The 25702-nt window shown below is 69.0% G+C and carries 23 protein-coding genes and 1 pseudogene; 18 read left to right on the top strand and 6 right to left on the bottom strand.

Annotated elements, in window-relative coordinates; genetic code table 11:
• Positions 1-645 precede the first annotated feature (645 nt).
• The 15 genes and pseudogenes from AC3WRT_RS19105 (at position 646) to AC3WRT_RS19035 (ending at position 17413) form a co-directional block, all read left to right on the top strand.
• The gene (locus tag AC3WRT_RS19105) at positions 646-1650 is read left to right on the top strand and encodes a Gfo/Idh/MocA family protein (protein WP_492724742.1); all 1005 of its coding nucleotides are present in this window, start codon (positions 646-648) and stop codon (positions 1648-1650) included.
• A 14-nt stretch (positions 1651-1664) separates the two neighbouring features.
• Positions 1665-2690 carry a 5-dehydro-2-deoxygluconokinase gene (gene iolC, locus AC3WRT_RS19100; protein ID WP_492724740.1) on the top strand — a complete coding sequence of 342 codons (1026 nt, stop codon included), beginning with the start codon at positions 1665-1667 and terminating at the stop codon, positions 2688-2690.
• Positions 2687-3610: a Cgl0159 family (beta/alpha)8-fold protein gene (locus tag AC3WRT_RS19095; protein WP_492724738.1), complete on the top strand. Its 924-nt coding sequence runs from the start codon at positions 2687-2689 to the stop codon at positions 3608-3610. Before iolC ends, AC3WRT_RS19095 begins: the two co-directional genes overlap by 4 nt.
• The gene (iolB, locus tag AC3WRT_RS19090) at positions 3607-4512 is read left to right on the top strand and encodes a 5-deoxy-glucuronate isomerase (RefSeq protein WP_492724736.1); all 906 of its coding nucleotides are present in this window, start codon (positions 3607-3609) and stop codon (positions 4510-4512) included. The genes AC3WRT_RS19095 and iolB overlap by 4 nt, the downstream gene beginning before the upstream one ends.
• A complete protein-coding gene (gene iolD / locus AC3WRT_RS19085; RefSeq protein WP_492724734.1) occupies positions 4509-6482 on the top strand; it encodes a 3D-(3,5/4)-trihydroxycyclohexane-1,2-dione acylhydrolase (decyclizing) in 1974 nt (657 codons plus the stop codon). The genes iolB and iolD overlap by 4 nt, the downstream gene beginning before the upstream one ends.
• On the top strand, positions 6479-7360 hold the full coding sequence (locus tag AC3WRT_RS19080) for a sugar phosphate isomerase/epimerase family protein (protein ID WP_492724732.1): 882 nt from the start codon (positions 6479-6481) through the stop codon (positions 7358-7360). The genes iolD and AC3WRT_RS19080 overlap by 4 nt, the downstream gene beginning before the upstream one ends.
• 84 nt (positions 7361-7444) lie before the next feature.
• Positions 7445-8934: pseudogene (locus tag AC3WRT_RS19075) on the top strand (CoA-acylating methylmalonate-semialdehyde dehydrogenase).
• Between the two features lie 33 nt (positions 8935-8967).
• Complete coding sequence (locus tag AC3WRT_RS19070; protein ID WP_492724730.1) at positions 8968-9900, top strand: TIM barrel protein; 933 nt, start codon at positions 8968-8970, stop codon at positions 9898-9900.
• Between the two features lie 33 nt (positions 9901-9933).
• Positions 9934-10938 (top strand): Gfo/Idh/MocA family protein, encoded by a 1005-nt coding sequence (locus tag AC3WRT_RS19065; protein ID WP_492724728.1) that lies wholly within the window; start codon positions 9934-9936, stop codon positions 10936-10938.
• Positions 10939-10972: 34 nt separating this feature from the next.
• Positions 10973-11797, top strand: a complete 825-nt coding sequence (locus tag AC3WRT_RS19060) for a TIM barrel protein (protein ID WP_492724726.1) — start codon at positions 10973-10975, stop codon at positions 11795-11797.
• A gap of 530 nt (positions 11798-12327) precedes the next feature.
• Positions 12328-12879 (top strand): hypothetical protein, encoded by a 552-nt coding sequence (locus AC3WRT_RS19055; RefSeq protein WP_492724724.1) that lies wholly within the window; start codon positions 12328-12330, stop codon positions 12877-12879.
• Positions 12880-12907: 28 nt separating this feature from the next.
• Entirely contained in the window at positions 12908-14026 is a 1119-nt protein-coding gene (locus AC3WRT_RS19050; RefSeq protein ID WP_492724722.1) for a DUF4331 family protein, read from the top strand.
• A gap of 34 nt (positions 14027-14060) precedes the next feature.
• Positions 14061-15404 carry a Dyp-type peroxidase gene (locus AC3WRT_RS19045; RefSeq protein WP_492724721.1) on the top strand — a complete coding sequence of 448 codons (1344 nt, stop codon included), beginning with the start codon at positions 14061-14063 and terminating at the stop codon, positions 15402-15404.
• Between the two features lie 9 nt (positions 15405-15413).
• Complete coding sequence (locus AC3WRT_RS19040; RefSeq protein WP_492724719.1) at positions 15414-16292, top strand: enoyl-CoA hydratase/isomerase family protein; 879 nt, start codon at positions 15414-15416, stop codon at positions 16290-16292.
• Between the two features lie 47 nt (positions 16293-16339).
• Entirely contained in the window at positions 16340-17413 is a 1074-nt protein-coding gene (locus AC3WRT_RS19035) for a sulfite oxidase (protein ID WP_492724717.1), read from the top strand.
• A gap of 122 nt (positions 17414-17535) precedes the next feature.
• On the opposite strand, the gene AC3WRT_RS19030 is transcribed toward AC3WRT_RS19035, so the two are convergent.
• Positions 17536-18624, bottom strand: a complete 1089-nt coding sequence (locus AC3WRT_RS19030; RefSeq protein ID WP_492724716.1) for a hypothetical protein — start codon at positions 18622-18624, stop codon at positions 17536-17538.
• Positions 18617-19120: an RNA polymerase sigma factor gene (locus AC3WRT_RS19025; RefSeq protein ID WP_492724713.1), complete on the bottom strand. Its 504-nt coding sequence runs from the start codon at positions 19118-19120 to the stop codon at positions 18617-18619. Before AC3WRT_RS19025 ends, AC3WRT_RS19030 begins: the two co-directional genes overlap by 8 nt.
• A gap of 286 nt (positions 19121-19406) precedes the next feature.
• On the opposite strand from AC3WRT_RS19025, the gene AC3WRT_RS19020 reads away from it, so the two are divergent.
• Positions 19407-19745 carry a hypothetical protein gene (locus AC3WRT_RS19020; protein WP_492724712.1) on the top strand — a complete coding sequence of 113 codons (339 nt, stop codon included), beginning with the start codon at positions 19407-19409 and terminating at the stop codon, positions 19743-19745.
• Between the two features lie 319 nt (positions 19746-20064).
• On the top strand, positions 20065-20364 hold the full coding sequence (locus AC3WRT_RS19015; RefSeq protein WP_492724710.1) for a hypothetical protein: 300 nt from the start codon (positions 20065-20067) through the stop codon (positions 20362-20364).
• Between the two features lie 186 nt (positions 20365-20550).
• On the opposite strand, the gene AC3WRT_RS19010 is transcribed toward AC3WRT_RS19015, so the two are convergent.
• From AC3WRT_RS19010 to AC3WRT_RS18995, 4 genes are all read right to left on the bottom strand, one after another.
• On the bottom strand, positions 20551-21258 hold the full coding sequence (locus AC3WRT_RS19010) for a VOC family protein (RefSeq protein ID WP_492724708.1): 708 nt from the start codon (positions 21256-21258) through the stop codon (positions 20551-20553).
• A gap of 250 nt (positions 21259-21508) precedes the next feature.
• Positions 21509-22858, bottom strand: a complete 1350-nt coding sequence (locus tag AC3WRT_RS19005; RefSeq protein WP_492724706.1) for an NAD(P)/FAD-dependent oxidoreductase — start codon at positions 22856-22858, stop codon at positions 21509-21511.
• A 3-nt stretch (positions 22859-22861) separates the two neighbouring features.
• The gene (locus AC3WRT_RS19000; RefSeq protein WP_492724704.1) at positions 22862-23629 is read right to left on the bottom strand and encodes an HAD family hydrolase; all 768 of its coding nucleotides are present in this window, start codon (positions 23627-23629) and stop codon (positions 22862-22864) included.
• A 683-nt stretch (positions 23630-24312) separates the two neighbouring features.
• On the bottom strand, positions 24313-25191 hold the full coding sequence (locus AC3WRT_RS18995; RefSeq protein WP_492724703.1) for a hypothetical protein: 879 nt from the start codon (positions 25189-25191) through the stop codon (positions 24313-24315).
• 108 nt (positions 25192-25299) lie between these two features.
• Here AC3WRT_RS18995 and AC3WRT_RS18990 point away from each other — a divergent pair, with 108 nt between their 5' ends.
• On the top strand, positions 25300-25545 hold the full coding sequence (locus AC3WRT_RS18990) for an acyl carrier protein (RefSeq protein WP_492724701.1): 246 nt from the start codon (positions 25300-25302) through the stop codon (positions 25543-25545).
• Positions 25546-25702 lie beyond the last annotated feature (157 nt).

Below are 25702 nucleotides of genomic sequence, written 5' to 3'. Positions count from 1 at the left end.
CTGCCGCCGCTGCTGCAGGCCCCGAGGGCCATCGCGGCGGCAGTGGCGAGGCAGGCTGCGACGGTCAAGCTCTTTCGGGTCCGAGTCGGAGTCATCGTTGATTCCTTTCGTAGCGTCGCGGTGGCCCGGTCGCCGAGTGGCGCGACGTGCTGTGACGGAAATTCCGTTCACCAGGGTGATGCCCGTATGCCGTGTGCCGCCGGGCACGTGATGGGCGCGGGCCGGAGGGGATTTGGGCCAGTTCGGCCGCCGCGCCATGAATGTCAGGTGCGGTTGCGAAGGTCTGACTGCGTCGCGTCCGAATGGACGGTGTGAGGCGAGGTCGTCGCCCGAAGTGTGCGCGGGTCTCGGCGAGCCCGGCAACAGGGTGGTCACCGGTACCCGCACCGGTTCCTACGTCGTGGGCGGACATCGGGTCGATGCCTGCCGGTTCCGGCGTCGGTGCCAGCAATTGGAGAATGCCTCTGTTCCAATGGACTGTCAAGCAATTGAGCAAACATCAGAATGTTCTTACATTTGCTTGACAGGTGCCACCGTGCCGCGTGACCATCGTTGGGGAGGGCGGACGGCCGAGCGGCTCGTCGCCCAGAACCCGTGGCGACCGTCCCCTCGACTCGCCCCACCATCACCCAAGGGAGTGTGCAGATGCGCATCGGACTGGCCGGAGTCGGCCGCATCGGGGCGTTCCACGCCGAGACCCTCCGCGACCTGTCCGACGTCGACGAGGTCGTCGTCGCCGACCTTGACGCCGACGCCGCCCGCGCCGTCGCCGACAAGCTCGAGGTCGGCTTCGCCGCCTCGCCGGCCGAGCTGCTCGCCCAGGGCGTCGACGCCTTCGTCATCACCACGGCGACACCAGGACACGCGCCCCTCATCCGGCTCGGTCTCGAGACCGGCGTGCCGATCTTCTGCGAGAAGCCGGTGGCCGCCACGCTCGGCGAGACGCTGGACCTCGCCCGTCTCGTCCGGACGACGAGCACGCCCGTCCACGTCGGCTTCCAGCGACGCTTCGACCGTGGCTACCAGCGCGCCCAACAGGCCGTGGCCGGCGGCGAGCTGGGCTTTCTCCACAGCATTCGGGCCCAGACGCATGACCAGGCGCCGCCCCACGCCGCTTACATCCCGACGAGCGGTGGCCTCTTCCGCGACTGCTCGATCCACGACTTCGACATCATCCGCTTCGTCACCGGCCGAGAGGTCGCCTCGGTCTACGCGACCGGTGCCAACAAGGGCGCCGCGTTCTTCACCGAGGCCGGCGACGTCGACACCGCCGCGGCCGTCCTCACGCTCGACGACGACACGCTCGTCAACCTCTCCGCGACGCGCTACAACGGCGGGGGCCACGATGTGCGCATGGAGGTCCTCGGCAGCGACGGCACGATCGGCGTGGGCTACGACGACTCCCTCGCCGTCACCTCTGCCGAGCCCGGCGCCACCTATCCAGTGGGGCCACGCCACTGGTCCTTCATGGAGCGCTTCCTGCCCGCCTACCGTGCCGAGCTGACGGCCTTCGCCGCCGTCGCCCGCGGGACGCTGGCGTCGCCGTGCACGGTCGACGATGCACTCCAGGCCTTCCGCGTCGCCGAGGCGTGCGAGCTCTCACGCCGCGAGGGCCGCGTCGTCTCCCTCGACGAGATCCCGAACCCGTGAGGGAGGCGGTCACCTTGAGCAGCCCCAGCACCGCGCCTGGCGACACGGCACACGATCGTGCCCATGACGTCGTGGCGATCGGCCGCACGGGCGTGGACATCTACCCGCTGCAGCACGGCGTCGGCCTGGAGAAGGTGCGCACCTTCGAGAAGTTTCTCGGGGGCAGCGCCACCAACGTCGCCGTCGCGGCGGCCCGCCACGGCCACCGGGTCGCGCTCATCACGCGGACCGGGCAGGACGCCTTCGGCCGCTACATCCACGAGGCGCTGCGAGACTTCGGCGTCGACGACGCGTTCGTCTCGGCCGTCGACGGGCCACCGACCCCGGTCACCTTCTGCGAGGTCTTTCCGCCGGACGACTTCCCGCTGTACTTCTACCGCTACCCGATCGCGCCGGACCTGATGATCGAGCCCGACGAGCTGCCGCTGGAGGGGATCCGCGACGCCGGCGTCTACTGGTCGACGGTGACGGGGCTGTCGCAGGAGCCGAGCCGGGCCGCGCACTTCCGGGCCTGGGAAGCCCGCGGCCGCCGCACCCACACCGTGCTCGACCTCGACTACCGCCCGATGTTCTGGGCCGACCCGGCTCAGGCCAGCGAGCAGGTCGGCCGCGCGCTCGAGCACGTGACCGTCGCCGTCGGCAACCGCGAGGAGTGTGAGGTCGCGGTCGGCGAGGCCGACCCCCAGCGGGCGGCCGACGCGCTGCTCGAGCGCGGCGTCGAGCTCGCCGTCGTCAAGCAGGGCCCCAAGGGCGTGCTGGCCGCGACCCGAGACGAGCGCGTCGAGGTGCCGCCCTTCCCGGTCGAGGTCGTCAACGGCCTGGGTGCCGGCGACGCGTTCGGCGGCGCCCTGTGCCACGGCCTGCTCGAGGGCTGGGACCTGCGGCGCGTCCTTCAGTTCGCCAACGTCGCAGGTGCGATCGTCGCGAGCAGGCTCGAGTGCTCCACCGCGATGCCGACCTCCGCCGAGGTCGAGGAGCGCCTGGCCGCCGTAGACCGGGCGGTCTCACCGTTCGCCACCGTCGCCGAGGAGACACGATGACCACCACCCAGCACGAGCCCGCGCCGTCCACCGCGGGGGTTCGGGTCGCCGACCTGACGGAGATCCGGGTGCGTGAGCCCGGGCGCATCGCCGCAGCGTGGGCGGCGCGTCGCCGTCGCCCCCTCGTCCGCGAGGACGGCCGGATGCTCCTCGTCGCCGCTGACCACCCGGCGCGCGGTGCGCTCGGCGTCCGCGGGGCCGGCGCCGCCATGGCGAGCCGCAGCGACCTGCTCGAGCGCCTCGTCACCGCGCTGGAGCGGCCCGGGGTCGATGGCGTGCTCGGCACCCCCGACGTCCTCGACGACCTGCTCCTGCTCGGCGCCCTCGACGGCAAGGTCGCCATCGGCTCGATGAACCGCGGCGGCCTGCAGGGCGCCAGTTTCGAGCTCGACGACCGCTTCACCGCCTACACCGCGGCCGAGATCGCCGCGCGCGGCCTCGACGGCGGCAAGATGCTGACCCGGATCTGCCTCGACGACCCCGGCACGGTGGCCACCCTCGAGGCGAGCGCCAGCGCCGTCACGCAGCTTGCCGAGCGTCGGCTCATGGCGATGGTCGAGCCCTTCCTCTCCACGCGCGAGGGCGACCGGCTCGTCAACCAGCTCGACCCCGACTCCACCATCAAGTCGATCCACATCGCCGCGGGGCTCGGCGCCTCGAGCGCCTACACGTGGCTCAAGCTGCCCGTCGTCGACGAGCTCGATCGCGTCATGGACGCCACGACGCTGCCGACGCTGCTGCTCGGCGGTGATCCGCAGGGTGACCCGCACGACACGTATGCGTCGTGGGGCCGGGCGCTCGACCTGCCCGCCGTCCGCGGCCTCGTCGTCGGACGAGCGTTGCTCTTCCCACCCGACGGCGACGTCGCCGCGGCCGTCGACATCGCCGCCGGGCTCGTCCACGGCCGGGGTGTCGCATGACGTGGCACCGGCCCTTGGGCAGCGCCGCCCGGGACGGCTGGGACGTCGTCGTCGAACCCGACGCGTCAGGCTGGGAGCACACGGGGCTGTATGCCGGCCGCCTCGCCGACGGGGACGTGCGCCGGCTCGCGGCGGCCCCTCGTGAGCACATCGTCGTGCCGCTGTCCGGCTCGGTCGTCGTCACCGTGGACGGTACGGCGGGGGCCTTCGAGGCGAAACTCGCCGGGCGAGCCACCGTGTTCTCCGGGCCGACCGACGTCGCCTACGTGCCGGCCGGTTCGTCTCTCACGGTCACGGCCGTCGGGGACGCGCGCGTCGCCGTCTGCTTCGCCGTGACCGACACGGCCGAGGCCCGCTTCCCCTTCCGCCACGTCGCGGCCGACGAAGTGCCGGTCGAGCTGCGGGGCGCCGGCATCGCATCGCGGGAGGTCCGCAACTTCGGCATCCCCGGGGTGCTGGACGCCGACTCGATCATCGCCTGTGAGGTGGTGACCCCGGCCGGCAACTGGAGCTCGTGGCCGCCCCACAAACACGACGAGGAGCGCCCGGGTCAGGAGACGCAGCTCGAGGAGATCTATTTCTTTGACGTGGCCCCCGAGATGGGCTCCCCTGAGGCCGAAGCCACGGACCCGATCGGCTACCAGCGCGTCTATGGCACCGAGCACAGGCCGATCGACGTTCTTGCCGAGGTCCGGTCGGGTGATGTCGTGCTCGTGCCGCACGGGTGGCACGGCCCGGCGATGGCTGCGCCGGGCTACGACCTCTACTACCTCAACGTCATGGCCGGCCCCGGCACGACAAGGGCCTGGCTGATCTGCGACGACCCAGCCCATGGCTGGGTCCGCGACACGTGGTCCGGCCAGCCGGTCGACGCCCGACTCCCGTTCGGAGGCCCTCGATGAGGAGTGACACGATCCGGCTGACCGTGGCCCAGGCCGTGGTGCGCTTCCTGGCCAACCAGTGGAGCGAGCGGGACGGCGAGCGGCAGAAGCTCTTCGCCGGGTGCTTCGGCATCTTCGGCCATGGCAACGTCGCCGGGATCGGGCAGGCGCTGCTGCAGAACGAGCTCGCTGACGGCGAGGACCACCTGCCGTACGTGCTGGCCCGCAACGAGCAGGCGATGGTCCACACCGCCGTCGCGTACGCCCGGCAGAAGGACCGCCTCCAGACGTGGGCGTGCACGGCCTCCGTCGGTCCCGGCTCGACGAACATGCTGACCGGCGCCGCCCTCGCGACGATCAACCGGATCCCGGTGCTGCTCCTGCCGTCCGGCACCTTCGCGACGCGGGTCAGCTCCCCGGTGCTGCAGGAGCTCGAGGCGCCGTATGCCGCCGACGTGACGGTCAACGACGCCTTCCGCCCGCTGTCGCGCTTCTTCGACAGGGTCAGCCGCCCGGAGCAGCTGCCGTCGGCGCTGCTGGGGGCGATGCGGGTGCTCACCGACCCGGTCGAGACCGGCGCGGTGACGCTCGCGCTGCCGCAGGACGTGCAGGCCGAGGCCCACGACTGGCCGGTAGAGCTCTTCGCGCCGCGCGTGTGGCGGGTGGCCCGACCGCTGCCCGAGGCCGTCGACATCGCCGACGCCGCGGACATCATCCGCTCGGCGCAGCGGCCGCTCGTCCTGGCCGGTGGCGGGGTGCACTACTCCGGCGCCGAGGAGGCGCTGCGACGGCTGTGCGAACGGACCGGGATCCCCGTGTCCGAGACGCAGGCCGGCAAGGGTTCGCTACCGCACGGTCACCCACAGCTGGTGGGCGCGGTCGGCTCCACCGGGACGACAGCCGCGAACGCGCTCGCCGCCGAGGCCGACGTCGTCATCGGCATCGGCACCCGCTGGAGCGACTTCACCACCGCCTCACGAACCGCTTTCCAGGACAGCGGAGTTCGGTTCGTCAACGTCAACGTCGCCCGGTTCGACGCCGGCAAGCACGCCGGCCTGGCGGTCGTGGCCGACGCCAGTGAGGCGCTGACCGCGCTGGCCGACGCGCTCGAGGGGTACGCCGTCGACGACGCCTACCGGGACCGCCAGGCCGCGCTGTGGGCGCAGTGGGACGCCGCGGTCGAGGCGGCCTACCACCCGTCCTCCGAGGTGACGGACCGTCTGGCCGAGGGGTTGCTGACGCAGGCACAGGTCATCGGTGCCGTCAACGAGCTGACCGACCCGCGCGACGTCGTGCTCTGCGCGGCGGGCTCGATGCCCGGAGACCTGCACAAGCTGTGGCGGGTGCGCGACCGGAAGGCCTACCACGTGGAGTACGGCTACTCATGCATGGGTTACGAGGTCCCGGCGTCGATCGGCATCCGCCTCGCCGACGAGTCGCGCGACGTCTTCGCCATGGTCGGCGACGGCGGATACCTCATGATGCCAACGGAGCTCGTCACCGCCGTGCAGGAGCGCATCAAGGTGATCGTCGTGCTCGTGCAGAACCACGGCTTCCACTCGATCGGCTCGCTGTCGGAGTCGCTGGGTTCCCAGCGCTTCGGCACCTCCTACCGGTTCCGCGGTGAGTCGTCACGGCGTCTCGACGGTGACGTGCTGCCGGTCGACCTCGCCGCCAACGCTCGCTCCCTCGGCGCGCACGTCATCGAGGTGCACTCGCTCGACGACCTGCACCGGGCCATCAAGGAGGCCAAGGCGTGGCCGCCGGACGGCGGCCCCCTGGTCATCCACGTGGAGACCGACCCGCTCGTCCACGCGCCCGACAGCGCCTCGTGGTGGGACGTGCCGGTCGCGGAGGTCAGCGACCTCGACACGACGCGGACGGCATACGACCACTACGTCGAGCAGAAGGCCACCCAGCGTCCGCTCATCACCCCCGCAACCTCCGCCGCTCCGGCAAGCAGCCCGACCACCTTGGAGTCGCTGCCATGAAGCTCGCCCTCGACCCGTACATGTTCCGGGAGACGCCACTGCTCGAGCTGCCCTCTGTCGTGGCCGAACTCGGCTACGAGTGGATCGAACTGTCGCCGCGCGACGACTTCATCCCGTTCTTCATCCACCCCCGCGTTGATGACGCCGGCGTCTCCGCCTTCCGCAAGGCGCTGGCTGCGGCAGGCGTCGGGGTCTCCTCGATTCTGCCGCTCTTCAAGTGGTCGGGCCCCGACGAGAACGACCGACAGGCGGCCGTGCGCTACTGGACCCGCGCCATCCAGATCGCGAGCGACCTCGGCGTCGACACGATGAACTCCGAGCTCAACGGCAACCCCCGTCAGGCGGCCGTCTGCGAGCGGATGTTCTGGCAGTCGATGGACGACCTCCTACCCCTCTTCGAGAAGGAGGGCATCCGGCTGGTTCTCGAGCCGCACCCCGACGACTGGGAGGAGGACGGAAAGCGAGCGGTCGACATCATCCGCGGCATCAACAGCCCCAACGTCTCGTTCCTCTACTGCACGCCGCACACCTTTCATCAGGGCAACGACTGCGACGGGATCATGGACAAGGCGGGCGACCTGCTGACCATGGTCCACGTCGCCGATGCCTACGACCACACCGCATCTTCGGGGCTGCGCTACATCGTCAACCCGCCCGGCTCGCAGGTCACGGTGCACCAGCACCTCGACATCGGCCAGGGCGAGGTGGACTTCGGCCAGTTCTTCGCCGGCCTCGAGCGCATCGGCTTCGACGGCATCGTCACCTCCTGCGTCTTCGCCTGGGAGGACCGCGCGCGCGAGTCGAGCACCTACATGCGCGACACCATCCACTCCTACCTCGACAAGTGGTCGACACCTCCCACGCTCGTCGCTCCCTGAGCGCTCCGGATCCCAGCGGATCCCTTCGCCGGCCACCCGGCATACGCCCTCTCCGTTGTTGCTCTGAACCCGAAGGACACCACCATGAGCACGCCCACCCGAATCACGCATCTCATCGACGGACAGCCGTGGACCGGCACCGCCGAGCGCACCTCGCCCGTCTTCAACCCCGCGACGGGCGAGCAGTCCGGCATGCTCGACCTGGCGTCGGCCTCGCTCGTCGACGAGGTCGTGAAGTCCGCCGCGTCGGCGTGGGAGGAGTGGGCCGACGCCTCGCTCGCCAAGCGCACAGCGGTGCTCTTCGCCTTTCGTGAGCTGCTCAACGAGCACAAGAAGGACATCGCCGCCCTCATCACCGCCGAGCACGGCAAGGTCCTGAGCGACGCCCTGGGTGAAGTGACTCGTGGCCTGGAGGTCGCCGAATTCGCCTGCGGGATACCGACCCTCCTGCGTGGCGGCTTCTCCGAGAACGCGTCGACGAACGTCGACGTCTACTCGATCCGACAGCCGCTCGGGGTCGTCGCGGTGATCTCGCCCTTCAACTTCCCGGCGATGGTACCGATGTGGTTCATCCCGGTTGCGGCAACGCCGTCGTGCTCAAGCCGTCCGAGAAGGACCCGTCCGCGGCGCTTGCCATTGCGGCGCTCTGGAAGGAGGCCGGGCTCCCGGACGGCGTCATGCAGGTCGTCAACGGCGACAAGGAGGCGGTGGACGCCTTGTTGACCCACCCCGACGTCAAGTCGGTCTCCTTCGTCGGCTCCACGCCCATCGCCAAGTACGTCTACGAGACCGGCACGGCGCAGGGCAAGCGCGTCCAGGCGCTCGGCGGCGCGAAGAACCACATGCTCGTCCTCCCGGACGCCGACCTCGACCTCGCCGCGGACGCCGCCGTCAACGCCGGCTTCGGCTCGGCGGGGGAGCGGTGCATGGCCATCTCGGCCCTCGTCGCGGTCGAGCCGATCGCCGACGAGCTCATCTCGAAGATCAAGGACCGGATGGGCAAGCTCGTCACCGGGGACGGCACGCGCGGCTGCGACATGGGGCCGCTCGTCACCTCGCAGCACCGCGACAAGGTGACGTCCTACCTCGACGCCGGCGTTTCGGAGGGGGCCACGCTCGTCGTCGACGGGCGGCAGGACTCCTACGACTCGGACGGCGAGGGCTACTTCCTGGCGCCGACCCTCTTCGACAACGTGAAGCCGGGCATGTCGGTCTACGACGACGAGATCTTCGGGCCGGTGCTGTCGGTTGTCCGTGTGCACTCCTACGACGAGGGTCTCCAGCTCATCAACAGCAACCCCTACGGCAACGGCACGGCCATCTTCACCAACGACGGCGGCGCCGCCCGCAAGTTCCAGCGCAACGTCGAGGTCGGCATGGTCGGCGTCAACGTGCCGATTCCCGTGCCCGTTTCGTACTACTCGTTCGGCGGCTGGAAGAACTCACTCTTCGGCGACACGCACGCACACGGCATGGAGGGCGTCCACTTCTTCACCCGAGGCAAGGTCGTCACCTCGCGCTGGCTCGACCCGAGCCACGGCGGCCTCAACCTCGGCTTCCCCCAGAACGACTGACCCGCAGACACTTTTCGAGAGGAACGACCGACGATGGCCGAGTCCAAGGCCCGCAACACCGACGAGCGCTACAGCAAGCTGACGATCGGTGTCTGCCCTGACCAGTGGGGCGTGTGGTTCCCCGAGGACGAAAAGCAGATCCACTGGGACACTGCGCTCGACGAGATGGCCGAGGCAGGCTTCTCCGTGATGGAGACAGGGCCCTTCGGCTACTTCCCCAAGGACCCGAAGCGCCTGCAGGAGGAGATGGACAAGCGCGGCTTCACCGTCGTCGCCGGCACCGGCTGGGGCATCCTGCACAAGCCGGAGGCCTGGGCCGACACGGAGAAGACGTTCCGCGAGATCGCCGAGACGCACGCCGCCGTCGGCGCGAAGTACATCGTGCACCTGCCCCCGATGTTCCGCGACGAGAAGACGTGGGACTACACGGACGACCGCGTGCTCGAGGCGGAGGCGTGGAACACCTACATCTCCAACGCCGACCGGCTCGGCCGCATCATGAAGGAGGACTACGGCCTCCAGATGGTGCTGCACCCGCACGGCGACAGCCACATCGAGACCCCGGAGGACATCGATCGCGTCTTCTCGGCCACCGATCCCGACTACGTCGGCTTCTGCCTCGACACGGGCCACATCGTCTATGGCGGCGGCGATCCGATGGAGCTGTGCCGGAGGTACCCCGAGCGGATCTCCTACGTCCACATCAAGGCGATGGACGAGAACCTCGTGAAGCAAGCTCATGAGGGGGATTGGCCCTTCGGGCTGGCCGTCGCCAAGGGCTGCTCGGTCGCCCCGCCCGCCGGCGCCCCCGACATGCCGTCCTTCGTCGAGGCCCTCGCGGACCTCGACAAGGAGCTCTACGTCGTCTGCGAGCAGGACATGTACCCCTGCGATCCGTCCTACCCGCTTCCCAACGCCATCCAGACCCGCGAGTACCTCGCCTCCATCGGCCTCGGCCTCCACTGAGGCCTCTGCCCTCTTGACAAAGGAGTCATCCCCATGACCGTACGCATCGGCATGATCGGCCCGGGCGGGATGGGTCAGGCCCACATCGACCGCATCCGCACCGTCATCGCGGGAGGGCGGGTCGTGGCCGTCTCCGACGTCGACGAGGTGCGCGCGAAGGAGGTGGCCGAGCGGATCGGCGGGACGGCATACCCGTCGTCGGCCGACCTCATCACGGCCGACGAGGTCGACGCTGTCATGGTCTGCAGCTACGGCCCCGCGCACGAAGTGGACGTGCTCGCGGCCATCGGGGCGGGCAAGCCGGTCTTCTGCGAGAAGCCGCTGACGCCGACGGCGGCGGCTGCGCTGCGGATCATGGAGGCGGAGCAGCAGGCCGGGCGGCGTCTCGTGACAGTCGGGTTCATGCGGCGCTTCGACCGCAGCTACCGGGAGATGAAGGCGCTGCTCGACTCCGGTGACCTCGGCGAGACCCTCATGGTCCACTGTGCGCACCGCAACCCGACCGTCCCCGAGCACTACACGTGGGACATGGCCATCAACGACACCGCGATCCACGAGGTCGACACGATGCGGTGGCTGCTGGGGGAGGAGTTCGTCACGGCCCGCGTCGACAAGCCGAAGAAGACGTCGCTGCGCTTCGAGCACCTGCAGGATCCGCTGGTGCTGATCCTCGAGACCGAGTCGGGGGTGCGCGTCGACGACGAGATCTTCGTCAACTGCCAGTTCGGCTACGACATCCGCTGCGAGGCCGTCGCCGAGAAGGGCACGGTCAGCCTGGGCGACCAGAACGCCATCGTCGTGCGCGACGGCGCCGGGGTGCGCAACTCCATCGCGCGCGACCACAACGACCGCTTCCGAGGCGCCTTCGTCACCGAGGTGCAGGAGTGGATCAGCGCCGTAGCGGTCGGCGAGCACACCGGCTCGACCTCGTGGGACGGGTATGCCGCGGCGTGCGTCTGCGACGCCGGCGTCAAGGCGCTCACCGACGACGGCGTCGTCAGGGTCGAGATGATCGCCAAGCCGGCCTTCTACGCCTGAGATGGTGGACGGTGAAGACGGGGGTGACCGTGCCATGAATGCGCTGACCTCGAGCCCCTTCACACTTGCCGTCAGCGCAGAGATGGTGTTCCTGCAGCTGCCCGTCGCCGAGCGGATCCGGCGCATCCACGAACTGGGCTTCCAGGTCGAGATCTGGGACTGGTCACGCCTTGACCACGACGCCCTCGCGGCCCTGCGCGATGAGGGAGTCGTGTTCTCCTCCATGACCGGCTACCTTCGCGGCCGGCTCGGCGATCGTCAGGGAGCTGAGGAGCTCCTTGCCACGGCGGCGCGGTCGGCCGAGGTGGCCAAGCGCCTCGGAGTCCGGCGGCTGAACCTGCACGGGACGGGCCTGGACGGGGAAGGCCTGCCGCTGCGAGCCGAGGCCGACATCTCGGGGGCCATGTGGCTGACCGCGCGCGAGACCCTCGCGCGCGTCGCAGACCTCGGGGAGCGAGAAGGCGTCACGTTCGTCCTGGAGAACCTCAACACCCAACTCGACCATCCCGGTGTCCCCTTCGCTCGTGCGGCTGACTGCCTGGCGCTGGTCTCCGCCGTCGACAGTCCCGCCCTGCGATTGATGCTCGACCTCTACCACGCGCAGATCGGCGAGGGAAACCTGATCGAGCTGTGCCGCAGGGCCCTGCCATGGATCGGTGAGATCCAGGTTGCTGACGTACCCGGCCGTTGCGAGCCGGGGACCGGAGAGATCAACTACCCCATGGTTGCCCAGGCGCTGGCAGCGATGGGTTACCGGGGGACGGTCGGGCTCGAGGCGTATGCCGCAGGGGACAGCGAACTGGCCCTGGACCGCTTCCGACGAGCCTTCACGATGGAGACGGGCACTGCTGTCCCCTGAGCAGCTCGCCGCTCAGAACTCGGAGGCATGCGTCTCAGGCGAATCCGGGGACCGATGACTTGTGTCTGTCTCTTCCCTCGCCGCGACCGTCAACGGCTGGGCCACGTGCATCCGGGCGATCGTCGATGGGCTAGAAGTGCTCCGCCGTCACTCCAGATCCTCACGCCGGACCGGCCGGCTCCTTGTCCGTGCCCTGACGGCTTCGTGGTCGCGTCACGACGGTGTTGTTCTCCTGTCGGACTCTGTCTGGGCGGGCAAAAGGACCGCGCCCCGGAGGCCGTCGCCCCAACGGCGTCGGGTTTACGCGGGTGACTGCAGCTTCGTGCGCCGCAGGATCGAGTCGGCCGCGTGGTGCTTCCCTGCGTCGTCTCGATCTTGGGAGGCGGACTCGGTGCTGGTGTGGCCCGGTCCTGGCAGCCCGGCGTCTCCGTCGTATCACTCCAACTGGGTGATGCTGGTCGGCGAACGCCCAGGGGAGATTGAGGGTTGTTGGCGTCTCAGGTGCGCCACCGAGACCAGGAGGCGCCCAGATGACCGCAGTGGGTGAGGTGGCAAGTGACCGCCCTGGCGTCCGGGTGGGGACGACCAGCGAGTTCAGCCTGTTCTTCCGCGTCATTCCAGGTCACGCCGAAGAGCTGCGCAAGGCAATGACCGCGCTGATGGACTCCCCGGGCTATCGCCCGGGTGACTACGAGGTGGCAATCGCCAATATCCACGAGGCCAGATTCGTGATGTTCGACGATGACACGCGGCTGCTGTTCGCCACCAGCTTCGACGGTTCATGGGATGCCTACATGGAGGACTTCGCGTCCGCTGGGCCGCTGAAGCTGTTCGACGCGATCTTCCGTCACACCGAGGGATACGACGGGCTGCCCGACGTAGCGGCGGTCAAGTCCTTCATCCTGGGCGCGCAAGTGACCGCAGGGGCTTACGCCCGCAACTACCCGGGCACCGTCAAGGAACTTCGCAGGGCGCAGCGCCTCAGGGTCGCCTTCGAGCAGGTCCTGGACGACCCCGATGCTGAGGCCGCGCTGAGCCACCCGGCACTGAAGCCGTTGCTCGACGAGGCAGCGGACGCGTAAGGCGCCCGGAAGTCGGACAGGAAACACCGTGTCAGACCACATTTCCGGGCCACGCGCGCTCGCGGACCCGATTGCAGACATCACTGATGTCTACGCGTTTCCGAGCCCGGAGCGACCGGGACGGCTCGTGCTGGTCATGAACACGCTGCCGTTCGCGCCTGTGGACGGGCGGTTCTCAGACGGGCTGATCTACCGCTTCCGACTTCGCGCGGTCGACGTCAACTCCGACGAGCGCCGCGTCGGGGCGGCGGTGTCGCCGGAGTGGGTTCTGGACTGTGTGTTCGACGACGGCGCTGAAGCCGGCACTCAGAGGGGTCGCCTCACCTTGCCCGACGGTGAGGTGACCTCCTTCCAGACGCCCGGACACTCCGTCGACGACGGGTCCGTGGTCCGGGTCTTCGCCGGGCCGCGCTGGGACCCGTTCATCATGGACGCGCCGGCCGGCCTACGCACCATCGCCGAGCGGCGACTCTCGTTCACCGACCCCGGGTCGATCTTCCTCGACGGGAAGAACGTCCTCGCCATTGTCGTCGAACTCGACTGCGAGAGAGTGTTGGGACACGTCGGTCCCCTCGCCGTGGTCACGGAGACGCGAACCCGCGGCCCGCTCTCCGTGCGCATCGAACGGGTCGGGCGGCCGGAGGTCAAGAACCTGCTCCTGGGCCCGAAGCAGTTCGACCAGGTCAACCGTGACCTGGAGATCCGGGATCTCTACAACATGGAGGACGCGTTCCACCTCGGCAGCTCGTATACCGGTGCCTACCGCGCCAGGCTGCACGCGAATCTCGCCTTCTGGGACGGGCTGGACGGTGTGGTCCAGTGGCCGCTCGACGCGTCCGGCGTGCACCCGCTGACCGAGCTCGTCCTGGCCGACTACCTCGTGGTCGACCCGTCGCGTCCGTACCTGGAGCAGGGCTCCTTCCTCGAGATCGAGCGTGCCGTCATGGCGGGCGAAGCACCGCGCACTTGCGGCGGCCGGGCGCTCAACGACGACGTCATCGACATCCTTTACACCTTCTGGGTCAACGGCGGCAGGGGCCCGGTGATCACCGACGGCGTGGACGCCGCAAGCCGTCCCGCGTCGGCTGTCTTCCCCTACCTGTCGCTACCCAACCCGAACCCACCGACACCACCCGAACACCTGTGAGCACCCGTGAGCACCGAGCGGTGGAGGAGCCGACATGAGCGTCGAGCCTGAGACGGTCCTCGAGCTCGACGACATCCAGTCCGGAGCGCTCCGTGAGCGCCCGTCGCCGTACGTGGGCCGCTACCTCCTCCTCCAACTCCACGACGCTGTAGAGGGGCGCGAGCTGGTTCGGCGCCTACACACCCTGCTCGCCGCCCAGAATGATGCGCTGGAGGCCGAGACCCCGGCCTGGGTGACTGTCGCCTTCACGTCTGCCGGGCTGACCGCGCTCGGCGTGCCGCAGTCGATGCTGGACACCTTCCCGGACGAGTTCCGCGAGGGAATGGCGCGTCGAGCCCAGGATCTGGGTGATGTGGGGACGAGCGGCCCGGAGCACTGGGAGTGGCCCCTCGGGACGCACGCTGTGCACGTGGCGGTCGCGGTGCTTGCCAGGGACGAGAGAGATCTCGAGCTCGTGGCGGAGCGTGCGCGCCAACGCTACGTGGACCTCCCCTCGATCGAGGTGGTCTGGCGGCAGGACTGCTACCAGCTGCCCTCGGGCCGCACGTCGTTCGGGTTCAAGGATGGCATCGGCAACCCCGACGTCGAAGGAAGCGGACTGCCCTTGCGCAACGATCAAGGGCGGCCGATCAAGGCCGGCGAGTTCATCCTCGGCTATCCCGACGAGACGGGATCGCTTCCGCCCATGCCGGCGCCTGAAGTCCTCGGCCGCAACGGGACGTTCCTGGTGTTCCGGAAGCTGCGGACCGACGTGGCGGCCTACCGCCGCTACCTGAAGGAGGTTGCCCGCAGCCGGGAGGAGGAGCGCCTCCTCGCGGCCAAGATGGTCGGTCGTTGGCCGAGCGGCGCGCCTCTGGCGCTAGCGCCCGACGCGGACGACCCGGACCTCGGTGCGGACCCGGCTCGCAACAACTCGTTCGGCTACCGCGACGATCTGCGCGGCTTCAAGTGCCCCGCGGGCGCACACGCACGCCGAGCGAACCCCCGCGACGCTCTCGAGGACGAGAACACCGTCGACGTGCGGCTGCATCGGATGATCCGTCGAGGGACCAGCTACGGCCCGATGCTCGCGGAGGGAGTCCTCGAGGACGACGGCGTCGACCGCGGGATCATCTTCATCTTTGCGGGCTCCCACCTGAAGAGACAGTTCGAGTTCGTCAAGACCCAGTGGATCAACGACGGCGTATTCATCGGCGCCTCTGACGAGAGCGACCCGTTGGTCGGCGGCACACACACGCCGACCGACTTCACGATCCCACACGTGCCGATCCGGCGACGGCTGCGCCACCTGCCGTCGTTCGTCACGACCCGCGGCGGTGAGTACTGCTTCGCGCCGGGACTGCGGGCCCTGAAGTGGTTGGGCGACCTGGAGACTTGAGGAGGAGCCATGACCGACCAGAAGACCTCGGAGCCGGGAAGGATCACAAACCGGTGGGCCGCCCTCGACTTCGGACCACCCTCCGGTGTGCAGGACACCGAGCCCGCCGTCCTGGTCAGCCATTACGACAACGGTCGCATTGCGGTGGTCACCCTCAACCGACCGCATGCTGACAACGCCATCTCCACGGAGATGGGAGTGCTGCTGACGGATGCGCTCGAGACGATTGCGGTGACGAGCGCCGTCCGCGTCGTCCTCGTCACTGGTGCCGGTGACCGCGCCTTCTCCGTCGGCAGCGACCTGCGCCAGCGCCGGGACATGACCAAGGAGCAGTGGCTGCGACAGCGCCAGGACTTCGACCGCACGCTGTACACGCTGCGTCAGCTACGCAAGCCCGTCTTTGCCGCCGTCAACGGGATCGCCTACGGCGGCGGCTGCGAGATCGCCCAGAGCACGGACTTCATCATCGCCAGCACCAACGCCGTCTTCGGACAGCCCGAGGCGATGCTGGGACTCGCTGCCGGTGGTGGCTCGCCGGTTCTCCTGCCCCGCGCGCTGCCGCCCGGGAAGGCCCTGCAGATGCTCATGACCGGCGAGCCGATCAGCGCCGCCGAGGCCCACCGTCTCGGCATGGTCAACGAGCTGCACGACCCGAGCGGCCTCATGGACGCCGCGCTGAGCGTCGCTGCGAAGATCGCGAGCAACTCCCCGACAGCGGTCCAGGCCGTGAAGCACGCGGTCCGAGCAGGGCAGGGTGAGCCGATCGAGCAGGCGATCGGGATCATGATGGAGGCCCACTGGCGCTCCGCGGTCCACCCCGACCGCGTCGAGGGAATCGGGGCGTTCAACGACAACCGTGACCCGGTCTTCCGCGACGCGGACTACTGAGCTCTCGCCCCGCACCGAGGCACGTCCACGACCCGCAGGAGGACTCCGTGACAACCAACATCGACATCCAGCAGGCCCGCGAACAGCTCGTCATGATCAACCCTCAGCCGTACAACGCCGAGGCCCCGCCGCAGGCCCTCGACTCCGAGATCACGCCGACGCGGCAACACTACGTGCGCAGCAACTTCTCCTTGCCCGCACACGACGGCACACTCAGCGTCGGCGGGGCCGTCGAGAACCCGATCTCACTGACCTTGGGAGAGCTTCGTGCGCTGCCTGCCCTCGAGCGCGCCGTCACCCTGGAGTGCGCCGGCAACGGCCGCCTCGACACCCGACCGCTGCCCACCGGTGAGCCGTGGGGCGGCTACGCAGTCTCCACTGCGGTCTGGAGGGGTGCCCGGCTCAGCGACGTGCTGGCCCGGGCCCGTCCTCGGGCCGAGGGCGTCGAGGTCCGTTTCACCGGTGCCGACAGCGGCACCTACCACCTCACGCCGGTGCTGCCCGAGACTGGGGACCACCTCGCCTTCGTCCGGTCGCTCGCCCTGTCTCACGCGGCTGACCCCGCCAACGAGATACTCATTGCCTACGACATGAACGGCGAGCCGCTCGGACCGGACCACGGCAGTCCGTTCCGACTCGTCGTGCCGCACTGGTTCGCGGTGGCCTCGGTCAAGTGGCTGCAGAGCATCGACGTGCTCACCGAGCCCTTCAGCGGTGAGTTCCAGACCGGTCACTACATCTACGAGTGGCCGGACGGTCCCCACGAGCCAGTCACCCGCATGCGGGTCCGGGCCCGCATCATCGACCCTGCGCCCGCAGCGGCCGTCCCCGCCGGCACCTACACCATCCGCGGCCGGGCCTGGTCCGGAAGCGGCCCGATCACCGCCGTCGAGGTTGGCCTCACCGGCGCCGGCGAGTGGCAGTCCGCGCACGTGGACCAGCCGACCGGGCCCTACCAGTGGCAGAGCTGGACGTTCACGTGGGAGGCCACCCCGGGGCGGCACTCACTGCGCGCGCGAGCCACCGACGCCGCCGACAACGTCCAGCCGGACGTCCCTCCCTGGAACCGCCTCGGCTACGGCAACAATGCGGTCGAGGTTCATTACGTCGACGTCGTCTAGCCCGTCGGCGAGCACACTCCCTTTCGCCGCTCGCACCCTGCCCGCGGGGATTCCGACGATTCCGACGATTCCGGCGTGGGACAGCTCGAGGCCGAGGCGAACTCCAGATGATGCCGGCGGCGTCAGAGCGGCTGTGGCGTAAGGGCTCGTGGAGGCGGGAGCGGGTGTGGCATCGGTGGCAGAGCCGCCCACCGCGGCGGGATCAGCGTCCTGATCCGGGGATGCTCCTCGAGGTAACCGGCCGTCTGCGGCAGCGGAGTCTGGCGGATCTGCCAGGTCATCCCTTGGTCGAGGCTGACGACGAGCTGGTCCTTGGTAACGAGGACGCTTTGGTAGTAGGCGATCTCGCAGCCGGGGCCGCCCTCGGCCGGTGCGACCGCGGCTCTGTCGTCCGGGATGTCGGCGTTGGCGAAGGAGCCGTCTCGCTGCTGGATGATCAGGCGCAGGTTCCCGCCTGCGCCGGCCAGGCCCCATAGGCCGCAGCCCTTGGCGGTGGGGGTGGCCCAGCGGGTGTTCGGGACGTCGGGGACGGCGAGCCGCTCGAGCGTCCTCGCGTCCTGGTCGAGGGTGCACAGGCCGACCCGGTCAGGGCACTCGATGCTCGGTACCCCGAAGCTGTGGGCGACGGGGCGGTCCATGACCGTCAGTTGCACCAGATGGCTCATCGTCGCCGACAGCAGGTACGGGCCGGGGTTGCGGTGGGCCCAGTACCAGACGCCGTCGCCGACCTCGCGGAGCAGCCCGTCGTCGCCCAGTGACGGTTGCTGGCTGGAGCCGGTCACCGCTCCGAGGGTGACGAACTGGTGGCCCCCGCCGTCCACGACGGCGATGGCTTCCGGGCCGAAGCAGTCATGGTCGGTGCGGGGTTCGACGCAGCGCTTCCACACCGTCAGGGCGGTCTGCTGGTCGGCGCGGGACTGGACCTGGGTGACTACGAAGCTATCCGGGTGGCCCACGATCTCTTCTGCGGTCCACGCCGGCACGTCCGCCGAGGTCAGCCGCGGGGTCGGCGCGGTGGGGACCTGCCTGTGGCCAAGCTGCCCGAGTCCGGCAAGGGCCAGCGCGAGGGCGAGGACGGCGGCGAGCGCGGTCGCGGCGGTGACGGCGGCGCGGCGGCGACGGACCCGCCGGCGGGTCGCGATCATGGCCTCGAAGGGCGGGGGGTCGATGGACCGCTCAGTCTCGTGGGCGAAGCTGCTGAGATCAGACATGGTCCGCCTCCTCCTGGTCGATGAGGTGGCGGGCCATCTGGACGCGGGCCCGGGCCAAGCGCGCCTTGACCGTCCCTTCGGGGACGGACAGCTCCTGAGCGATCTGCGCGACGCTGCGGTCGCCGATGTAGTAGAGCACGACGGTCACCCGGACCGGCAGGCTCAGCTGGCTCAACGCATACACGATCGCGATGTGGTCCTCGGGTGCCTCCGGCCCGAGGTCGATGTCCAGTTCGGCGCGGAACTTCGGCAGGACGCGCCCGGCGACCCGTGCCCGCCGCCAGCGGTTACGCAGGAGATTGAGGGCCACGGTCCGCAGCCACGCCTCCTTGTTGCGGGCCTCGGCGAAGTCCCGGGCATGGGTGAGCGCAGTCAGGAACGACTCCTGCACGAGGTCCTCCGCCTCCGACCGGTTTCCGCACAGGGCGACGAACTGGGTCATGAGGCGCCGATAGGACAGCTGGTACACCGCCCGGACCATGTCATCGTCGTCCATGTGCCACTCACCCGCCGATCCCTACAGGACCCCTGACGAGGCTCTCATCTTGACGAACCCCGAGACGCAGTTTCGGTTGCCTGCGCCCGGCACCCTTCCTGGGTTGCGTCCGCGGGAGGCGCCCATCCGCAGCGCACCGCCTGCGCGGCGAGTGTGTACGTACAAGTCGATCGAAACCATCGGAGAATTGCGAGGCCCGCACACTCCCGCCGGTGGCGTCTCCGAGACGGAGACTTGTGTGGTTGGGTGGTGTCAAGATGTCCGCGTGGGGTCAGACACTCGGATGGTGGCTTTGGGCTTCGGCAAGTTCGCGCGTGCGGATCGCATCTTTGCACTCGAGCGAATCACCGGAGAGGACCGCGGTGATGGCCGCCGCACCAGGGTCTGGATCGATGGGATATCTGATCCCTTGATCGCCTCAAGGACTGAGGGCACGATCCTTCGTGACATGGGCCAGGAAGCTGCCGTCGTCGGCCCTGAGTTCGACGAAGCCTTGGACTTGGCCGCGCGTTTGGCGGCCGCAGCCGATGAGGGCCGGGTGGATCTGAGTGACCTTGGTCGTCGAGCGCGACGGCTTCTCGCTTCGACAACGGGGTCTGCCTCTGCCGCGGACATGGCAATCTGAGCAACTACGCGCTCGACCGCGCAAGGGTCGACCGGAGCGTCGAAGAACTCACGGCTACGGCTTGCGGAAGGCGGCCGCTGCAGTTGCTATCGCCGGTTTGCGGGCTGGTGACCCGGAAGGACTCCGAGCGCAGCACCTGGTCCTGCGTCGGGTTGGCCAGCGTGCCGACCGAGTCACGCTGATACGACGTACCGTCGAAGTCGCTGTCGGCGGCGATGCAGGCACCACGCGGGGCAAGCAGGAACTCGCCGGCGTCGAAGCAGCCGCTGTCGTCCGCGTCCTGCTTCGTCCCCCGACTCCGGGATTTGACGCAGTTGCCTTGCTGCTCCGAGCCAGCCGGGTCGCCATGGTGCGCAACTTCATCGCGAGCGGCTCGTCGCCGGGCGAGGGGCCAACGCCACGTGACGGCATACGGCCGTACGCCCCGACGATGCACGACACCCTGTCCCTACCGACACATGGGGTCGCCTGCTTCACCGGGATGCTGAGCAACTCGTGGGTGACCGAGGAGTTCTACGCGATCGATTCTCAACCGGCAGGGGCACGGCTGACGGCCTACGCCGGAAACGCCACCGACCTCACCCCCACAGTCCTGCAGCACAATCCCCACTCCGCCTAGTCGGTCGCCCCTGATGCCGAGCCTCGAAGCCTCCAACGACGCTGCAGCCCTGCCGCCCTGTTACGTCCGGCATCCCCCGTCTAGTTCAGGGCTTGACGGAGGACGCCACCGATCCGGGCATGGTCTGACGACATCCGCCGCGCGGCCGATAGCGGACATCCCCATGGGGCGAGCCGGGCCGGGCGCTCAGTCCTTCGTCGCAGGGGCCTCGGCGACGCAGAGGACTCCCGTGTTGCCGTCCTGGTCGGCGATCACGGTGAGCGACGGCGCGTCGCTGTCATCGACGACAACCCCACCCGCGGCAAGGGCGGCGGCGATTCGTTGCTCGGCCGCCTCGGGCGCCACATAGACCTCGACGTGGAACCGCTGACGCGCGGTCTCGTGCTCATCGGCCTCACCGAACCACAGGTTCGGTACCCGTCCCGTGTGGTCCCGTATCTCGTCGCTGGGGGAGCCGTGGCCCTGCGCCTCGGCGTTTCCGGTGAGCAGGGCGGCCCACACCGGAGCGATGGTCGCGGAGTGCGCCGTGTCGAGGCCGAGCTCGATGACGCTGACCGAGGCAGGGTCGGCGTCGACCTGATGGTCGGCGGCGATCTCGGTGATCCGTCGGGCAAGGTCGATGTCCTGCTGGGTCACCCATTCGACGACGTGTTCCGTGCCCTCGTCGTCGCGGTAGATGGCGTTGGCGCTGACCAGCTTGAGGTCGACGTACCCTTCGCCGATCGACACGCCCGGGTGGTGTCCGAGCACGTCGCCCGCCTCGCCCACCGCGGCGACGAACCGTGCACCGGTGCCGAAGTCGTCGACCAGGTAGCGGGCATGCAGTCCCTGGGCCAGCTTGCGCCAGTCGGTCAGCTTCGCCTCGGTGATCTCATCGCCCTTCAGCATGTCCATGTTCGGGGACCCTATCCGTGATTCACCTGGGCGCGCTCGTGCTCATCGCTTCGCCGGCGCGACTCCACGACAGGCAGTGCCTACAAGCGCTGATGCGGCTCAATGAACTCGGGAACCGGCGACCAGACACCGACACCCGCCGCCCCTCGATCAGTAGCGGCTCATGCTGGTGACCGGACAAGCGAGACCCTCCTCGCATGTACCGGGGGGGTGTGTGCGGTTCGGATTCCGTTGGCTGGACTCCAGGTGCTCATGCGCCCGAACGATCCAGCACGATGTGCGGGACGTCCCCGGCGTCATCGGTCCAGGCCATGCGAGTTGGGTTCGTCGAAGCCTCGATGGTGGCGGCATGATCGCGGTCGAAGTAGTCCCACGCCCAGGTGATGAACGCGTCCGTCTTGCTGTGCACGCCGCTCAAGAGCATCGCGTGGACTCCGAGCCAGGCAGCGAACGCGAGGGGACCCTCCACCTGGTGACGATGCCTGCCGACCTCTGCGACGGCCGCGTTGCGACCGACCATCGCCATGATCCCCTTGTCCTTGTAGGCGAACGGCGACGTCGACGTCCCCTTCAGCGCTCGCACGATGTTCTGGGCAGCCCACTTCCCGGACTGCTGCGCCACCGAGCCCAACTGCGGCAGTGAGGTACCGGGCGCGCTGCCGTCCGGGATGTTGGCCACGTCGCCCACGGCGTAGCACCTGGGGAAGCCAGCCACCGAGAGGTCGGGGAGCACGTCGATCCGTCCGCCTCGTCCCAGGACCGGGCCAGCGGTTTGCGCAACGCTGGCGCCCGACTCACCCCCGCCCCAGATGACGGTACGGGTCCTGATCTCGGTCCCGTCGTCGAAGACGACACCATCCGGATTGACGGCCGCTACGCCCAGCCCCAATCTGACCACCGCCCCGGACTCGCCCAACTTGGTGGTGGCGTAGGCACGGGCCTTGCTCGAGAACTGGGCCAGCACCGCGTCACCCCGGTCGACGAGGTAGATCCGCCCCGGACGAGCCAGACGTCCAGTTTCGCCCAAGGCGAGCATCAGCTCGGCCAACGCGCCAGTCGTCTCGACCCCGGTCGGGCCGCCGCCGACCACGACGACATCGAGCTGGCCGGGCTCGTTCGCGGCCCCGCCGTCCATCCGCTCCTGCAGGAGCTGCTGCAGGTGAACGCGAAGGCGCTCGGCGTCAGCCACCGAGTACAGGGGATAGGCGTGCTCAGCCGCGCCGGGAACTCCGAAGAAGTTGGGCCGCGCACCCGCGGCCAGCACCAGATGCGAGCCGAGCAGCGTCTTGCCGTCGTCGAGCGTCAGGCTGAGTGCCGAGAGGTCGGCCTTCGTCACGCCGGCGTTGATGAGCTCCACGGTGGCGTGCTCGCGAAAGATGGAGCGATGCGGGCGGGCGATGTCCTCGGCGGGGAGCTGGGAGGTGGCTACCTGGTAGAGCAGCGGCAGGAACTGGTGGTAGTCGTTCCGGTCCACCAAGGTCACCTCGACCCCCGCATCACCCAGCTCGACGGCGCAGGCGACGCCGGCGAGGCCACCACCGACGACCAGGACGCGACCAGACCTTTTCTGTCTCCGGTCTGGTCCAGACTTTCGCTGCACTGGTCAGAACACCCGGGACCAGTCGTCGCGCATGCTGACCACCGTCCAGTCCTGGTTCCGGGCCCTCGCCAGGGCCCTCTCGGCCCCACCGGTGTAGTGGAACTCGCGTTCCGGGTCGTCATGGACCAGGAGCAGCCGGAGGAACGGTTTGGAGACGTGCTGAGCGAAGTCGAGCATCTCGATGTCTCCGTTGGAGTTACCGGCCGCCATGATGGGCCGGCGTCCGGTGCGGGTCCAGATGTGGACGGGCTTCTCCGGTCCGTCGTCCAGGTAGTCGGCCGCGCCCTGCCGCGTCACGGACCCACCACCCTCGGAGGGCGTGAACGCCAGCGCGGCGCTGCTGCCGATGACGCGTTCCCGCGGGATGCCGAAGAGGTCGTCGCTGATGGGCCTCATGAAGTCGCGGCCGCCTCCGGACGCGATGTAGTTGGAGAAGCCGTTGACCTCCAGGTACCTGATCAGCTCGATCATCGGTCCATAGGTGCAGGAGAGGTATCCGCGGCCCAAGGTGGGGTGCGTGGTGCCGCGCAGGAAGGTGTTGGACTGCGTTTCGAAATCCTCCACCGTGATGTCGGCGAACGCCGCCAGGACGCCGGCCGCCAAGGTGCTGACATCGGTGTCGTTGCCGGCGTAGTGCTGCGCGAGGACCGCTGACAGCCAGCCGTAGTCGTGTTCGAAGGCCGCCCGCCATGGCTGCCGGGTCCGCAGGTTGGGGTCGAGCTCGGCCATCTGCTCGAGGCGGCGCAAGATGAAGTCCAGCTGGATCGGCATGGGCTTCTCGCACCAGAGTGTCCCGTCATTGTCGAACACCGAGACACGTTCCGGGACCGGCACACCAGCGGCCACTGTTGCCTGGACGAAGTCGACAATCGCATCCCTGGCCGAACCAGGCTTCCAGCTGGGTAGCAGCTCAGTCACAGTGATCCTCCGAGTCGGGCTTGACGACTTCCCAGACAACCTCGCCCACCTGCGCTTTCGCATCGCCCCCGCGGGGTGAAGCCGGCCAGCCGGGGGGCAATGTGCGGCGGATCAGGCGATGCCGCCGGGTGACATTCATCCTTGGACCGCCCGGTCCCCGCTTCGGGTGCTGAACGCCGCCTCGACCAGCGAGGAATCACTGATCGAGCTGCGCGAGCGGATAGCGGCGGAGCGGCGGCACGGCTTGCGCGCCCTGGGGGCAATGCTCGAGGAGCGCGGTGCCCTCCGGTCCGGGCTGACCGCCGAGCGTGCGGGCGACATCCTCTACACCGTATGCGGGCAAGCCGGCTACGAGGCGCTCGTGATCGAGTGTGGCTGGAGCAAGAGGGAGTACCAGGACTGGCTGACTGAGACGCTGGTCGCTTTGCCTGCCCCCCCGCGAGACCAACGCCCCCTTCGGCTAGCCCCGATGCCGGGCCGGTCCGGTGGACAGGGCTTGCGTGGCAGATTGCGGCGCATGCGGCGTCGGCCCGCCGTCAATGGCGCGACAGCACGAGGTCGACGAGCAGGCCGGGGTGATCCGTGGTGCCGTGCATGTCGATGGCCGCGTGCGACCGCACCCGGATTCCCGGGCCCACCACGACGTCCTGAAGAGCGCCGTCATCCGTGCGCTGGTAGCCGCTCGGCAGGCATGACTGTGGGCTGGGTGAACCGCGAGCCGCGAGGTTGAGATCTGCACCGAGGATGATTGGGCCGCCGCCGTGGCGGCGGCTGATGCTCGGCACCACCGCGTTCAGCATGTACCGGCACTGGCTGAGTGCGGTGGTCACGTTGGCGCTGGCCGTGTGCGTGGCGCAGGCAGAGAACCATGTGGGTAGATCGATGCACACCCAGACGCGTTTCTCTACGTCGCGGGAGCCTTGAACCGGATAGACGCCGCTGTAGCTGCCGAAGCCAGATGCGGGCGACGGACTGAGAACCAGGACGCCGTCGCCGAACTGCTGGCCGTTCTGACATCGAACCGGTGCCTCGGTGAGGCGGTCTCTCGCAGACATGAAGGCCGAGGCGACCGTGGCGGCGGGGAAGGCTGCCGACATCGCCTGCTTCAGGATGCCTATGTCATCGCGGCAGACCTCGTTGAGGCTGACCATCTGCGGCCGGTCCCGCCGGATCAGTGCCACCGCCATGCTGACGGCACGCCCGCCGGTGTAGCACGCGGCGCGCCCGCTGTTGCAGAGGTTCATCTGCAGCACCCGCACCGTGCTCTCGCCCGCCCCGACCGGTACTCGACCCGAGCTCGATGGGTCGCTCGACGGGCGGTCGGCGGTGCAGCCCCCCAGACAGCCAAGCGAGAGCACCAGGAAGGACGCTACGGCGGCAGCCAGCCGCGGGCCGCGAACGAGTCGAACGCGCATACCACCATCGAACCCCGCAGTTGCGCTGCCTGCAGCCGGACAGGTCGGGTTTGACCCGCATCCCTCCGGGTACCAGTGCGATGTATCCGACCAGAGAAAGGGACCGAGATGGCAACCGGTGAGACTGGCTTCGACGACGTCACGTTCGACCTCGTCTCCGTTCAGTACCACTCACTCAAGGCGGGCCACGACTACGGGCAGTATGTCCGTGACGCGGAGAACGCCGACCAGCAGGAAATCGCCGACTTCTTCCGTCGGGTGATGGAGGAGGACTCCGCGCGGGCGCACCAGTGCCACGAGTTCCTCCGTCAGCTCGGAGGAACCGACAACACCGCACCCACCGATCAGAGCTGACGAAGGCGCTCGCGCCCGTGCCCAGGTGCGAGACGCTACGAACGCTCGACGGGCAGGCACAGCGTGAACCGGCATCCGTTCTCGGCGTTCGCCACCTCGGCGGAGCCGCCGTGCGCCCGGGCCACTCCCGCCACGATGGCCAGCCCCAACCCCGACC

The sequence above is a fragment of the Terrabacter sp. FW104-15G4B genome (genome assembly GCF_058790095.1).
Note: the sequence above shows the minus strand (reverse complement) of the source record. Positions and strands in the feature narration are given on the sequence as shown.

Bases quoted from the DNA above. Each gene is read 5' to 3' on its own strand.
- AC3WRT_RS19030 (WP_492724716.1), bottom strand. From the start codon at position 18,624: ATGTCTGATCTCAGCAGCTTCGCCCACGAGACTGAGCGGTCCATCGAC.
- AC3WRT_RS18990 (WP_492724701.1), top strand. From the start codon at position 25,300: ATGGCAACCGGTGAGACTGGCTTCGACGACGTCACGTTCGACCTCGTC.
- AC3WRT_RS19095 (WP_492724738.1), top strand. From the start codon at position 2,687: ATGACCACCACCCAGCACGAGCCCGCGCCGTCCACCGCGGGGGTTCGG.
- AC3WRT_RS19010 (WP_492724708.1), bottom strand. From the start codon at position 21,258: ATGGACATGCTGAAGGGCGATGAGATCACCGAGGCGAAGCTGACCGAC.
- AC3WRT_RS19060 (WP_492724726.1), top strand. From the start codon at position 10,973: ATGAATGCGCTGACCTCGAGCCCCTTCACACTTGCCGTCAGCGCAGAG.
- AC3WRT_RS18995 (WP_492724703.1), bottom strand. From the start codon at position 25,191: ATGCGCGTTCGACTCGTTCGCGGCCCGCGGCTGGCTGCCGCCGTAGCG.
- iolB (WP_492724736.1), top strand. From the start codon at position 3,607: ATGACGTGGCACCGGCCCTTGGGCAGCGCCGCCCGGGACGGCTGGGAC.
- AC3WRT_RS19040 (WP_492724719.1), top strand. From the start codon at position 15,414: ATGACCGACCAGAAGACCTCGGAGCCGGGAAGGATCACAAACCGGTGG.
- AC3WRT_RS19000 (WP_492724704.1), bottom strand. From the start codon at position 23,629: ATGCCGATCCAGCTGGACTTCATCTTGCGCCGCCTCGAGCAGATGGCC.
- AC3WRT_RS19045 (WP_492724721.1), top strand. From the start codon at position 14,061: ATGAGCGTCGAGCCTGAGACGGTCCTCGAGCTCGACGACATCCAGTCC.
- AC3WRT_RS19070 (WP_492724730.1), top strand. From the start codon at position 8,968: ATGGCCGAGTCCAAGGCCCGCAACACCGACGAGCGCTACAGCAAGCTG.
- AC3WRT_RS19025 (WP_492724713.1), bottom strand. From the start codon at position 19,120: ATGGACGACGATGACATGGTCCGGGCGGTGTACCAGCTGTCCTATCGG.
- AC3WRT_RS19065 (WP_492724728.1), top strand. From the start codon at position 9,934: ATGACCGTACGCATCGGCATGATCGGCCCGGGCGGGATGGGTCAGGCC.
- iolD (WP_492724734.1), top strand. From the start codon at position 4,509: ATGAGGAGTGACACGATCCGGCTGACCGTGGCCCAGGCCGTGGTGCGC.
- AC3WRT_RS19105 (WP_492724742.1), top strand. From the start codon at position 646: ATGCGCATCGGACTGGCCGGAGTCGGCCGCATCGGGGCGTTCCACGCC.
- AC3WRT_RS19055 (WP_492724724.1), top strand. From the start codon at position 12,328: ATGACCGCAGTGGGTGAGGTGGCAAGTGACCGCCCTGGCGTCCGGGTG.
- AC3WRT_RS19080 (WP_492724732.1), top strand. From the start codon at position 6,479: ATGAAGCTCGCCCTCGACCCGTACATGTTCCGGGAGACGCCACTGCTC.